9 protein-coding genes are annotated in these 13,970 nt (G+C 44.6%); all 9 read left to right on the top strand.

Going from position 1 to position 13,970, the window contains the following annotated elements; translation table 11 throughout:
* Positions 1–218 precede the first annotated feature (218 nt).
* Complete coding sequence (locus MHI12_RS26085) at positions 219–1,202, top strand: sugar ABC transporter permease (protein ID WP_036606891.1); 984 nt, start codon at positions 219–221, stop codon at positions 1,200–1,202.
* Positions 1,203–1,217: 15 nt separating this feature from the next.
* Complete coding sequence (locus tag MHI12_RS26080; RefSeq protein WP_036606894.1) at positions 1,218–2,120, top strand: carbohydrate ABC transporter permease; 903 nt, start codon at positions 1,218–1,220, stop codon at positions 2,118–2,120.
* Positions 2,121–2,307: 187 nt separating this feature from the next.
* Positions 2,308–3,996, top strand: a complete 1,689-nt coding sequence (locus MHI12_RS26075) for an ABC transporter substrate-binding protein (protein ID WP_341008930.1) — start codon at positions 2,308–2,310, stop codon at positions 3,994–3,996.
* Positions 3,997–4,371: 375 nt separating this feature from the next.
* Positions 4,372–6,075 carry an ABC transporter substrate-binding protein gene (locus MHI12_RS26070; RefSeq protein ID WP_340018541.1) on the top strand — a complete coding sequence of 568 codons (1,704 nt, stop codon included), beginning with the start codon at positions 4,372–4,374 and terminating at the stop codon, positions 6,073–6,075.
* Between the two features lie 321 nt (positions 6,076–6,396).
* A complete protein-coding gene (locus MHI12_RS26065; RefSeq protein ID WP_405170719.1) occupies positions 6,397–8,094 on the top strand; it encodes an ABC transporter substrate-binding protein in 1,698 nt (565 codons plus the stop codon).
* 190 nt (positions 8,095–8,284) lie between these two features.
* Positions 8,285–10,666 (top strand): glycosyl hydrolase family 95 catalytic domain-containing protein, encoded by a 2,382-nt coding sequence (locus tag MHI12_RS26060; RefSeq protein WP_405170718.1) that lies wholly within the window; start codon positions 8,285–8,287, stop codon positions 10,664–10,666.
* A 16-nt stretch (positions 10,667–10,682) separates the two neighbouring features.
* Positions 10,683–12,044, top strand: coding sequence for a GH1 family beta-glucosidase (locus tag MHI12_RS26055; protein WP_091038517.1), 1,362 nt, complete (start codon positions 10,683–10,685; stop codon positions 12,042–12,044).
* A gap of 361 nt (positions 12,045–12,405) precedes the next feature.
* Positions 12,406–12,669 carry a hypothetical protein gene (locus tag MHI12_RS26050; RefSeq protein ID WP_341008927.1) on the top strand — a complete coding sequence of 88 codons (264 nt, stop codon included), beginning with the start codon at positions 12,406–12,408 and terminating at the stop codon, positions 12,667–12,669.
* 318 nt (positions 12,670–12,987) lie between these two features.
* Positions 12,988–13,962, top strand: a complete 975-nt coding sequence (gene cyoA, locus MHI12_RS26045; RefSeq protein WP_405170717.1) for a ubiquinol oxidase subunit II — start codon at positions 12,988–12,990, stop codon at positions 13,960–13,962.
* Positions 13,963–13,970: the final 8 nt, after the last annotated feature.

Raw genomic sequence — 13,970 nt, 5'->3', positions numbered from 1 at the left:
AAAACGTTTTCGATTTTTACCACTTTAGGTATTATTTTACCTTAATATTACTTTTGTTTCATTTAAAAGTAGAATTTATCACTGAATTTAACGAATTAATGTCTGATTATATATGTCTATATCTAATTTTTATATGATTTTCTCTAAAATCCAGATGGTATTTTGAAAACGCTCTATCGAGTATGATTATTTTATAAAACAGAGGAGGGGGAACGGAGATGGAAACGCTAACAAAAAAATCCGCTTCCGCGAACAGAAGCAGTGACCCCAAACCGCCTTTAAAGAATCGGCGGAACGGAATTTGGGACAGAATGAAACAGCAGAAATATCTCTATCTCATGTCATTGCCATTCGTAGCTTGGGTTTTCGTATTTAACTATCTGCCACTATGGGGATGGACGATGGCTTTCCAAAATTATAAACCTGCCAGATCATTTGGTGATCAAGAGTGGGTTGGTTTTAAACACTTTGTAGAGCTGTTCAGTGATGATCGTTTCTATCTGGTACTTCGTAATACGCTTGCAATGAGCTTGATGGGACTAGTTGTCGGTTTTATCGTACCGATATTCTTCGCTATTCTCCTGAATGAAATGAGAGGCATGTTCTTCAAACGTGCCGTGCAAACGGTATCATATCTGCCTCACTTTGTATCCTGGGTTGTTGTAGCCGGGATCATTACGAAGATGCTCTCCACCGATGGAGGGATTATCAATGATCTATTGGTAGGACTGAACATTATCGATCAGCCGATCCAATTCATGGCCAAGGGGAACTTGTTCTGGTACATTGTAACCGCTTCAGATATGTGGAAGGAAACCGGTTGGAATGCCATCATCTATCTGGCGGCGATTACAGGTATCGACAATGAGCTGTATGAAGCTTCCCGTGTAGATGGAGCCAACCGCTGGAGACAGATGTGGCATATTACGCTGCCTGGCATACGGACCACGATTTCTGTACTTTTCATCATGTCGATTGGACATCTGATCAGTATCGGTTTCGAGAAGCAGTTCTTGCTTGGCAACAGTCTGGTCACAGACTACTCGGAAGTACTTGATCTATACGCGCTCAATTATGGTTTGAATATGGGACGATTCTCGTATGGTACAGCCATAGGTATATTTAACTCCGTTGTCAGTATCATCCTTCTGTTTACTGCGAACGGCTTGTTCAAAAAATTCACAAAAGAAAGCATCATGTAGGGAGGGGACGACATTATGGCGAACAAAGCATTCAATGCTACTCGGGGCGATAAACTGTTCGATATATTCAACATCCTCGCGATGACCATGGTGCTGGTTGTAACACTTTATCCATTCCTTAACGTACTAGCCATCTCACTCAATAACTCGACAGATACAGTACGTGGCGGAATTTACTTGTGGCCTCGCGAATTCACATTACAGAACTACAAAACGATTTTCCAATATGATGGATTGTTACAAGGTTTGCAGATCTCCATTCTGCGTACACTTGTAGGTACCGTGCTCGGATTGATCAGTTCATCCATGATCGCCTTTACACTGAGCAGACCTGATTTTGGACTTAGAAAATTTGTTTCCACAACGCTCGCGCTCACGATGTATTTCTCCGGTGGTCTGATTCCGGTGTACATTCTGATGCGTGACTTGAACCTGATCGGTACATTCTGGGTATATGTATTGCCTGGCATGATCAGTGCATTTAACGTGTTCATCATCCGTTCATTCATTGATGGCCTGCCATACTCATTGCAGGAATCCGCGAAACTGGACGGAGCGAATGACTTTACAATTTATTACAGAATCATCTTGCCGCTGTGTAAACCAGTGCTTGCTACCATCGCATTGTTCCTGGCTGTAGGTCAATGGAATGCGTGGTTCGATACGTACCTGTATAATGGTTCAAAGGCACATCTGACCACGCTCCAATATGAGCTGATGAAAGTATTGCAAAGTACACAGCAAGGCTCAGGTGCTGGACGAAATGCCAATGATATGGCGCAGCAAATGACACAGATTTCACCGGAATCGATCAAAATGGCGATTACGATCGTTGTAACGGTTCCAATCCTCATTGTATATCCGTTCCTTCAGAAGTACTTTGTTGGCGGTATGACACTGGGCGCAGTAAAAGGTTAAACAAGTGGGTACAGGCTGCCACATAGAGCGGCCGTACATCTACAAATGAAGCATCAGGATACCCGAAGCGCAGCCATTTGGTCTGCGCTTCACCGTATAGGGCTGCGGTGTGGTATTCATGAAGCTATAGACAGGGACAAAAAAGTCCCGGATAAGACAGACATATGAAACAGGGAGGATTACCATTATGGCAAGTTCCAAAATGAAGATTGCACTGGCACCAGTGCTTGCAATGTCTTTACTCGCAGGTTGCGGTGGAGGAAGCGGCGGTGATACGTCGTTCAAGGATACAAGCGCAGAGACAACTCCACTTACTTTTGACTTCTTTAGCGTTGACCCCAGTCCGAACTGGAATGGCATGAAGGATGAAGTAGGTAAAGTCCTTACGGAAAAAACAGGGATAACCCTTAACGGTGAATTTGCCGTTAGTGGTGGTCAAGATAAAATATCCTTAATGGCGGCGAGCGGAGACTATCCGGATATTGTCTCCCCCAAAGGAGAACTCAGCAAACTGGTGGATGCTGGAGCAATGCTCGATCTGACAGATCTGATCGACCAATATGCTCCCAATCTGAAGAAGCTGTATGGTAATTACATGGACCGGTTGAAATACAGTAATGAAGATCAGGCTATTTATGTGCTGCCAACGTATTATGCGGTAGACCAGAAGTACTTTGATGCAGGTGGTGGATTTGGCATTCAGCACCGTGTACTGAAAGAACTCGGATACCCGGAAGTGCGTACACTTGAGGATTACGAGAATGTATTGAAGGCGTACAAAGAGAAACACCCAACAATTGATGGTCAGCCAACCATCCCGTTAACACTGGACGCGGATGATTGGAGAATCATGATTACCGTAACGAACCCGGCCTTCCAGGCAACAGGTGCACCGGATGACGGTGAATACTACATCGATCCAGAGACGTATGAAGCAAGTCTGCATTACAAACGTCCAGAGGAAAAAGAGTACTTCCGCTGGTTGAACCATATGTACAACACTGGATTGCTGGATCAGGACAGCTTCATCCAGAAAACAGACCAATACAAATCCAAAATTGCAAGTGGACGTGTTCTGGGTGTCATTGACCAGGATTGGGGTTATTCCGATGCAGAAAATGCACTGAAATCTGCGGGCAAGGATGAAGCAACGTATTCACACTTCCCGGTAACCCTGTCCGAGGATATCAAGGATCATGCCTACCAAGACCCTGGTTTTGTATCCGGTTGGGGTGTAGGGATTACAACATCGAACCCTGACCCGGTTCGTACGATCAAATTCTTCGATTACCTGGCTTCTGAAGAAGGGCAAGTGCTGATGAACTGGGGAATTGAGGGCAAACAGTACGAAGTGAAGGACGGCAAACGTGTCATTCCTGCCGACATTCTGGATCAGAAAACCAATAATGCAGCCGTATTCCAGAAAGAAACGGGTATTGGACTGTATACCAATATGACTGGTCACTATGGAGACGGTGTGAAGGATTCAACGGATAACTACTACACTACGAATTTCCCTGAACAGATCGTGGCAGCCTATTCCGATGCAGAGAAAGAAACACTCAAAGCTTACGGTGCTACGACGTGGAAAGATCTGTTCCCGAGTGAAGACGAGTTCCCAATCAAACCATGGGGAGCAGCATACAATCTGCCAACACCAGGTGACTCCAACTACAACGTCATCTTTAAGAAAACACAGGATATCATTCGGAAACGTATCCCGGAAGCCATTCTGAGTACTCCTGAACAGTTCGATGCGATCTATGACGGCATGATTGCAGAAGTGAACCAAGCAGGAGCAGAGGATATGGAGAAACAATATACAGAACTCGTTCAAAACCGTGTTCAATTGTGGAGCGGTGAAGAGGCTAAATAAACGATTAGCAATTCAGATCTAAAACGAAAAAGAATCCAGAATATCTGGGTTCTTTTTTTATCTAAAACGTTTTCTAAAAAACGTTTTCAATTTTATAAATTCACTATTGACAAGGGATATAGGAGCGATTATTATTCAATTATGAAAGCACTTACATTTGCTTGTACACCACGTGGCATACACCTTAATCTCAATGTAAACATTGGCAGAATGAAGAGGAAATAAGGCAAGAAGAACATTTTTTTCTTTTTAAGAAAACGCTTCTAATGTTATAAAAACAAGAAAATTACATTTGTTTCATCTGGTCACGGTATGTGCAGGTCAGCCTGTTATACAAATATACAGCTTCATTAATATCCATAAGGGGGATTACACATGAAGGGCAAAACACCAAAAACATTCGCAATGCTTCTGTTAGCCAGTGCTCTTGCAATTACAGCAGGATGCAGCGGCAGTGGAGGAGGAACTAACGCTTCAGAGAAACCGGTTGATTCCGGAGATACAACCAGTCCAGTGACCTTTACATTCTTTGGTGCAGACGCGAGTCCGAACTGGAATAACATGAAGGATGCTGTCGGTCAAGAGATTACTAAGGCAACGGGAGTTACAATTGAAGCTGAGTATGATGTGAATAATGGTGGTGACCAAAAGATTCCTTTGATGGCTGCCAGTGGTGATTACCCTGATATTATCTATCCTAAAGGCAACTTGTCTAAGCTTGTGGATGCAGGCGCGATGCTGGACCTGACCGATCTAATTGAGGAGCATGCTCCCAACTTGAAAAAAATCTATGGTGATCAGATGAACCGTCTGAAATACAGTTTGGAAGATCAAGCCATTTACACGATCCCGACCAATATGGGTGTAGATAACGTTGCGTTTGACGCTACGGGCGGATTCGAAATTCAACAAAGAGTATTGAAAGAGCTCGGCTACCCTGAAGTAAAAACGCTTGAGGACTACGAAAACGTACTGAGAACGTATTATGAAAAACATCCAACGATTGATGGTCAACCGACGATTCCGTTAACATTGAATGCAGATGACTGGAAAATTATGATTACGGTAACGAACCCTGCATTCCAAGCTACGGGTGGACCGGATGATGGTGAGTATTATATTAATCCTGAGACCTATGAAGCCGTTCTACACTACAAACGCCCTGAAGAAAAGGAATATTTCCGTTGGTTGAACAAAATGTACAATGAGGGCCTGCTTGACAAAGATACATTTGTTCAAAAGGATGACCAATACAAATCCAAAATTGCCAGTGGCCGTGTACTTGGTCTAATTGACCAGGAGTGGAACTATGGTGAGGCGGAGAATGCTTTGAAATCATCTAACGGTGGCGACAAAACATATGCCCACTTCTCCGTATCCCTGAACAAGGATATTGTGGATCATACGTTCCAACCGACAGGATTTGACGGTTATGGTATCGGAATCACAACTTCGGCCAAAGATCCGGTACGTATTATCAAATTCATGGATTGGCTTGCTTCCGATGAAGGTCAGGTCCTGAGAAACTGGGGCGTTGAAGGCCAACATTATCAAGTCGAGAATGGGAAACGCATCATTCCGGCTGACGTACAAGATCGCAAAACCAATGATAACTCTGCTTTTACCAAAGAATCAGGCGTAGGCATGTATAACGTATTTAGCGCCAGATACGGTGATGGTGTGAAAGATGCCACAGATAACTATTACACAACGAATTTCCCTGAACAGATCCAAGCAGGTTACACTGCAGCTGAGAAGGAAACGTTGAAAGCCTATGGTATTACAACATGGAAAGATTTCTATCCTTCCGAAGATGATCTGAAGCTGAAAGATTGGGGCGCAGCATACAACATGCCTGTACCATCTGACACGGATTACAACGTAACGTTCCAGAAAACACAGGATATCGTACGTAAACGTATTCCAGAGGCGATCCTTGCCAAACCTGAGAGCTTCGACAGCGTATATGATAGTCTTCTGGCTGAACTCGATAAAGCGGGTGCAGTGGAGATGGAGAAACAATACACGGTTTGGATCAAAGAACGTGTAGCTCTCTGGACTGGAAAAGATGTGAAATAAGCTTGAAAACCAAGCATTAAAGTTAAGGATTTTCATAGCGGAAAAAGCCCTTGAGAAAGGGCTTTTTTTATTGTTGACGTGAGGTGATGGATAGCCTATAATCTATCATGTAAGCACTTTCAGTAAGCGGTTTATCTCATTTCCGAAAACGTTTTACGTCTGTTAGAAGAAGAATCTTTCCTTTTGCAGAATCGAAACGTCAGCTTCAGTAAACACGTCGGAATGAACGATACCGAAAGCGCATTCAAAAAAAGTGGTATCCTCAGGCATAAAGCCTGTTATACAGATAAAACCTTCATAAATAATAGGGGGAACTAGACAATGAGAGGCAAAATGAAAGGTAATACACCCAAGACGTTTGCAATGTTGATGCTCGCAAGTGCAATGTTGGTTACAGCTGGTTGTGGGAATTCGGGAACCAAAGAGACTTCGGAGTCCAGCGGAACCGAACCGATCACAGTTACATTCTTCGGGGCGGATGCTAGTCCAACCTGGAACAAGATGCAAGATGCTGTTGGTAAAAAGATTACGGAGCAAACAGGCGTTACCATTGAAGCAGAGTATGATGTAAACGATGGTGGTAACCAGAAGATTGCACTAATGGCTGCCAGTGGTGACTTTCCTGATATGATCTACCCTAAAGGTAACTTATCTAAGCTTGTGGATGCAGGCGCGATGCTGGATCTCACGGATCTGATTGAGGAGCATGCTCCCAACCTGAAAAAAATCTATGGGGAACAGATGAACCGTTTGAAATACAGTCTGGAAGATCAAGCGATCTATACCATTCCAACCAATATGGGTGTTGATAATGTTACGTTTGACGCTACAGGTGGATTTGAAATTCAGCAAAGAGTATTGAAAGAGCTTGGATACCCTGAAGTGAAGACACTTGAGGATTACGAGAATGTACTCAGAGCCTATTATGAAAAAAATCCAACCATTGATGGTCAACCAACCATTCCATTAACATTGAATGCAGATGATTGGAAAATCATGATCACGGTAACGAACCCGGCTTTCCAGGCAACAGGTGCACCGGATGATGGTGAATATTACATTGACCCTGAAACGTATGAAGCAAAATTGCACTACAAACGTCCAGAGGAAAGAGAATATTTCCGCTGGTTGAATAAAATGTACAATGAAGGCCTACTGGACAAAGATGCCTTTGTTCAAAAGGATGACCAATATAAGTCCAAAATTGCCAGTGGTCGTGTCCTCGGTCTGATTGACCAAGAGTGGAACTATCAAGAAGCGGAGAACGCGCTTAAATCATCGGGTAAGGATGATGCCACATACGCTCACTTCTCTGTATCACTTAACGATGAGATTGTGGATCACACGTTCCAACCAGCCGGATTTGACGGTTATGGTATCGGGATTACAACTTCGGCCAAAGATCCAGTACGTATCATCAAATTCATGGATTGGCTTGCTTCCGATGAAGGACAAGTGCTGAGAAACTGGGGTATCGAAGGTGAACATTACAACGTAGAAGATGGTAAACGCGTGATTCCAGATGACGTACAGGACCGCAAAACGAATGACAACTCCAATTTCAGCAAGGAAACAGGAATTGGGATGTATAACGTATTTAGTGCAAGATACGGTGATGGTGTAAAAGATTCTACGGATAACTATTACACAACAAACTTCCCTGAGCAGATTGTAGCTGGTTACACAGCTGCTGAGAAAGAAACGCTGAAAGCTTATGGTATCACGACTTGGAAAGAGTTCTATCCAGCTGAAGAAGATCTGCCAGTTAAGGATTGGGGCGCAGCGTATAACATGTCCGTACCTTCCGGTACAGACTATGAGGTAACGTTCCAGAAAACGCAGGATATCATCCGTAAACGGATTCCGGAAGCTGTTCTGACTACACCAGCAAACTTTGATGCAACCTATGATGCTTTACTGGCTGATTTGGACAAAGCGGGTGCAGTTGAAATGGAGAAACAATTTACGGTTTGGGTTAAGGAACGTGTCTCTCTGTGGACAGGAAAAGACGTAAAATAATATGGATTGTCTGTGATCCATGGTTACACAAGGAAAGGGCTCTATATGGGGCCTTTTTTTTGTGGAATGATGTGATGATTTGCATTGACGCAAATTTTGAAATCACATATAATTTTATTATTGTAAGCACTTACCGAAAACGTTTTATGTCATAAGTAATATACAGCTGATTTAGGAACAGGAGCTAATCATGTCCCAACACAATAAACAAACTAAAATCAATCGTCTATGGTATCAACAACCGGCAAAACGCTGGGAAGAAGCATTGCCCATCGGAAACGGCCGTCTTGGAGGCATGGTGTACGGTGGCGCAGCAGATGAACGAATTCAGCTCAATGAAGATACCTTATGGTCAGGGTTTCCACGGGATACGATTCAATACAGCAGTCAGCGGTATTTGAAACAGACGCGAGAGTTGATCATGTCTGGGAAGTATGGTGAAGCTGAGGATTTGTTGAACCGTGAAATGCTTGGTCGTGATGTAGAGGCCTACCAGCCGATGGGTCATTTTCTATTGCACCATGAGGGTCTGGAGAATCCTTCATATGATGCATTTGAACGGGAGCTTGATCTGGAATCGGGTATTGCAACCACAAGCTACTCATTGGAAGGAACTCGTTACGTACGTGAAGTGTATTCCAGTGCTTCGGATGATCTAATGGTCTGCACATTGACTGCTGATCAGAAGGGCGCTGTGAATGTAAGTGTTACGCTAGACAGTCCCCATCCTTATCGTGTTGAGACTTCGCGAGATGCTCTAACCATGTTCAGTCGGTGCCCAAGTCATGTGGAGTCCAATTACTTCAGAGATCACCCGGAATCCGTCCTCTACGAAGAGGATCGGGGAACGGCTTATGCTGTCCGTGTAGCATTTACGGCATCTGGCGATCAGGTGAAGGTCTCCAATCTGGAAGGCAAGTTACATATTCACGGTGCTGACCAGGTTGTTTTCTATCTGGCAGCGGCTACCTCCTTTGAGAGTTACGATGTGTTACCTGTGAAGGATCATCTTGTATTGGAAGAGGAATGCAAGGAGATGATCTCCAAAGCGACCACACATGGCGCAGAAGCGCTTCGTGACCGACATATTCAGGATCATAGCGCGTTGTTTAACAGAGTCTCTATTGATTTAGGGGTATCGGCTAACGCCGAATTACCTACAGATGAGCGGCTGCAGGCTTATCAGGCAGGGCAACAAGACCCTGGACTGGAGGCACTTTATTTTCAATATGGAAGATATCTGTTAATGGCTAGTTCGCGTCCGGGCAGCCAGCCTGCCAATCTGCAGGGAATCTGGAATCATCAGGTAGAGCCGCCATGGCATAGTGATTACACAATCAATATCAACACGGAGATGAATTACTGGCCGGCAGAAGTCTGCAATCTCAGTGAATGTCATGAGCCGCTGTTTGATATGCTGACCGATCTCAGTGATACAGGACGAAGAACGGCACGGATTCTGTATGGAGCTCGTGGATGGACTGCTCATCATAACGTGGATATCTGGAGAACCTCTACACCGACAGGTGGAGATGCAAGCTGGGCTTTCTGGCCGATGGGTGGCGTGTGGCTGACCTCGCATCTATGGGAGCATTACCAATTTACCGGGGATCAGCGTTTTCTTGAGGAACGTGCCTATCCCATCATGAAAGAGGCTGCCTTGTTCTGTCTCGATTGGCTGGTGGAAGGGCCCGATGGTTATCTGGTTACGATTCCATCCACTTCACCAGAGAACAAGTTTCTCACAGATGCTGGGGAGGCACGCAGTATATCCATGGCTTCAACGATGGATATGACGTTAATTCGTGAACTGTTCAGCCGCTGTGTTGAGGCCGCGAAGCAATTGAATCTAGATGAGTCGTTGGCAAGCGAGTGGAGTGAGGCTCTGGACAAACTCTATCCATTCCAAATTGGAAGCGAAGGACAATTGCTGGAGTGGTTTAAAGATTTTGCCGAATCCGAGCCAGGGCATCGTCACGTCTCCCATCTGTATGGACTGTATCCGGGAGAGCAGATCAATCGAGTACACACACCGGAATTGGTAGAAGCAGCACGGGTATCACTTGAACGTCGTATCTCACAAGGTGGCGGGCATACAGGATGGAGCTGTGCATGGTTGATCAATCTGTATGCACGACTGCTGGATGGCAGCCAGGCACATCAGTTTGTGCGCACGTTGTTGGCCCGATCCACACATCCGAATCTGTTTGACGATCATCCGCCGTTCCAGATCGATGGTAACTTTGGAGGCACGGCTGGAATAGCCGAGATGTTGTTGCAGAGTCACTTGAAAGAGTTACATTTACTGCCGGCACTGCCTGAACTCTGGAATCAAGGTCGAGTTGAAGGGCTTCGTGCAAGAGGTGGTTATACAGTGGGCATAACATGGGCGGACAACAAGCTTGCGTCAGCAGTCATCAAAGCAGACCGAAGTGACACGCTGGCCCTTCGCAGTGCTTATCCGCTGCGTGTAGAAGAAAATGAACAAGCCAAGGCAGAGCTTACGCCTCAGGGCGATTATGTAATTATTTTAACCATGACCGCAGGACAGACGATCCGCGTGTCATCATGAGACGGAGGAGCAAACCATGACCATTTTTAAATTTCCGCAAGATTTTCGCTGGGGTACAGCAACAGCTTCCTATCAAATAGAAGGAGCTGCACAGGAAGGTGGACGCGGGGTATCCATCTGGGATACGTTTGCGCGCACACCTGGCAAGGTATATAACGGAGACAATGGGGATGTCGCATGTGACAGTTACCACCGTTACGAGGAAGACATCGAACTAATGAAGAAACTCGGGATTAATACGTACCGGTTCTCCATTGCGTGGCCGCGCATTATTCCTGACGGAGATGGGGAGATCAATCGGGAAGGTCTGGACTTCTACCACCGCTTCGTGGATGCATTAATTGAAGCTGGAATTGAACCGTTCCTCACTCTGTATCATTGGGATCTTCCACAAACGCTGGAGGATGACGGGGGCTGGGGCAACCGCAGAACTGTAGATGCTTTTGTGAAATATGCCGAAGTGATCTTCAAAGAATTCTCTGGAAAAATCAACTTCTGGCTGACATTCAACGAACCATGGTGTATCGCGTTCCTGTCAAACCTTCTCGGGATTCATGCGCCAGGAAACAAAGACCTGCAAACTTCTATTAATGTGGCACATGGATTACTGGTTGCTCATGGTAAAGCCGTTCAATCTTTCCGTCGCTTGGGAACAACCGGTCAGATTGGTATTGCTCCGAACGTTTGCTGGGCTGAGCCGTACAGCAAATCTCCAGAGGACCAAGCTGCGTGTGACCGATCAATTGCGCTTAATACCGATTGGTTCCTTGATCCAATCTACAAAGGTTCATATCCGCAGTTTATGGTGGATTGGTTTGCAGAAGCGGGGGCTACCGTTCCAATTCAGGAAGGCGATATGGAGATCATCTCACAACCAATCGATCTGCTCGGCATTAACTATTACACGATGGGAATCAATCGCTTCAATCCGGAGGCAGGTGCTCTGCAATCGGAAGAAGTTGATATGGGCCTCACCAAAACCGATATTGGCTGGCCTGTAGAATCACGTGGTTTGTATGAATTTATGCATTACTTGCAAAAGTACGGCAATGTGGATGTATATATCACAGAGAATGGTGCCTGCATCAATGATGACCTGGAGAACGGGAAAATTAACGATGATCGCCGGATTTCATATTATGAGCAGCATTTGGCTCAAATTCACCGCATCATTAATGACGGCATTAACCTGAAAGGGTACATGGCATGGTCACTGATGGATAATTTCGAGTGGGCAGAAGGCTACCGTATGCGTTTTGGTCTTGTTCATATGGACTATCGTTCACTCGTGAGAACACCGAAGGAGAGTTATTACTGGTATCAGAACGTCATCAAGAATAATTGGTTGGAGACACGGAACGAACATAATCCCCAATAGTTTGGGTGGCAGGTTTAAAGGGTAAAGCAGGTCCTCATTATATATGGTTCCCTTATTAAAGATGAGAACGACGGTAACATTGGATTATTCCAATGTGCCGTCGTTTTTTTGTATTTTTACCGTTGGAAATGAGTAGTTCATAAAGGTTTCATAAGGTCAAGTACAGTTCCTGTTATGAAGAGACTATTTTTGGGTTATAAGAAGTAAGGAAGAAATGAATAATGTTTTGTCAACGGATAAATTTAAAATAAAGTGTCCAAATTGCGAATAAAATTTGAACATTTGTTGACTAAAAATCATACTGATGTGGTATATTGGTATAAGGAAAGCACTTACAAAAAGGGAAAAGGAAGTGTTTACTATGGCATCGAAGACAGCAATGGTCAGCCAATTGGAGCGCAAAGACAAAAATATGCGGCGCGCCGTCTTGACGATGACAGTTCTGGCATGGGTCGCACTCATTACGGGAGTGGTCATGTGTCTGATCAATCTGAACGAATTTAATGATCGTAATCTTGGCTTGATGGTTGGTATTGGATTCCTTGTAGGTAGTGTGTTTATTTACGTTATTGCCAAAGCGATTGGCCTTGTTCATACACGCCGGGAAGACGAAGGCGCCGATTGATTATAATCCTGCGTTAATTCGTTCATAATAAGACTGGATGAGTTCCCGGAATCCAGTCAATAAAGCCCTTTGCGGATTCGTTGACACTGTTCAACGGGACTGCAAAGGGTTTTATTTTGTGACTTGAAGTGTAAAGATTACGAAGTACAAATATCAAGCATGCAAGCGATTTGTGAGAAAAAATTCACACATTTAAGGTGTAAAATCGACAAATTTGTTAACAAGAACAAAAAAGATGTTCATTTCTGATATCTTTAGTAGGAAGAGAGTAGTATACTGATTTTTCAGTATGAGCGAATTTAAGGAGAGGGGATCAAAATGAACAAGAAACCTAGGTCGCTAATCCGGATTATCATTCCGGTTGTCCTGACGTTGGTTACAATTGCATTGATTGTCTGGCCAATGCTGGCAGGCGGGCAGTACGTTGTTCTGGATCCGAAGGGGCCAATTGGCGCTTCGCAGAGAGATTTGATTGTCATCTCGACAATTTTGTGTGCTGTCATCATTGTGCCAGTACTCATTTTGTCTGCCGTAATCGTATGGCGTTACCGCGACAAGCCGGATAACAAAGCTGCTTATGAGCCTAACTGGTCTCATAGTACGAAGGCGGAGGCAATCTGGTGGACGGTTCCAATTATTATTATTGGAATACTTGCAATTGTAACGATTCGTTACACGTATGATCTGGAGCCTTCGAAGCCGTTGGCTCATGAGAAAGAACCAATTACCATCCAAGTGTCTTCACTGGACTGGAAATGGCTGTTTATGTATCCTGAGCAAGGGATTGCAACGGTCAACACGCTGAATATTCCGGCAGACCGGCCCGTGAAATTTGAACTCACTGCGGATTCACCAATGAACTCATTCTGGATTCCGCAACTTGGAGGACAGATTTATACGATGTCGGGTATGGCGATGACCTTGTATCTGCAGGCAGATCATGAAGGCAAGTACTGGGGTTCAGGCGCTAACTTCACAGGTGAACATTTTGGAGAAATGCGTTTTGATGTGAATGCTACATCGGACGAAGATTTTGACAATTGGGTAGCTGAAGTGAAACAGAGTTCTCAGGCGTTGACTACAGAAGGTTACGCTGCACTGGCTGAACCAGGAACAAGCAATGTTGCTTATTATTCTGCCTTCCCAGAAGGATTGTTCCAAAATATTGTGACCAAGTATGTTGTAGATGGTCAAAGTGCTCACAGTAAGCATGGAAGTTCAAGTGAAGCTTCTGAAGCCATTCAAAGTCAAACCGATGTGTCCAATCAAGATGAGGACAAGAGTGCTAACTAAAGATTCGA

The sequence above is a fragment of the Paenibacillus sp. FSL H8-0280 genome (assembly GCF_045040665.1).
Taxonomy (GTDB): domain Bacteria; phylum Bacillota; class Bacilli; order Paenibacillales; family Paenibacillaceae; genus Paenibacillus; species Paenibacillus xylanexedens_A.
Note: the sequence above shows the minus strand (reverse complement) of the source record. Positions and strands in the feature narration are given on the sequence as shown.

Excerpts from the sequence above, each read along its gene's own strand:
- MHI12_RS26085 (WP_036606891.1), top strand. The coding sequence starts at position 219 with ATGGAAACGCTAACAAAAAAATCCGCTTCCGCGAACAGAAGCAGTGAC.
- MHI12_RS26080 (WP_036606894.1), top strand. The coding sequence starts at position 1,218 with ATGGCGAACAAAGCATTCAATGCTACTCGGGGCGATAAACTGTTCGAT.
- MHI12_RS26075 (WP_341008930.1), top strand. The coding sequence starts at position 2,308 with ATGGCAAGTTCCAAAATGAAGATTGCACTGGCACCAGTGCTTGCAATG.
- MHI12_RS26070 (WP_340018541.1), top strand. The coding sequence starts at position 4,372 with ATGAAGGGCAAAACACCAAAAACATTCGCAATGCTTCTGTTAGCCAGT.
- MHI12_RS26065 (WP_405170719.1), top strand. The coding sequence starts at position 6,397 with ATGAGAGGCAAAATGAAAGGTAATACACCCAAGACGTTTGCAATGTTG.
- MHI12_RS26060 (WP_405170718.1), top strand. The coding sequence starts at position 8,285 with ATGTCCCAACACAATAAACAAACTAAAATCAATCGTCTATGGTATCAA.
- MHI12_RS26055 (WP_091038517.1), top strand. The coding sequence starts at position 10,683 with ATGACCATTTTTAAATTTCCGCAAGATTTTCGCTGGGGTACAGCAACA.
- MHI12_RS26050 (WP_341008927.1), top strand. The coding sequence starts at position 12,406 with ATGGCATCGAAGACAGCAATGGTCAGCCAATTGGAGCGCAAAGACAAA.
- cyoA (WP_405170717.1), top strand. The coding sequence starts at position 12,988 with ATGAACAAGAAACCTAGGTCGCTAATCCGGATTATCATTCCGGTTGTC.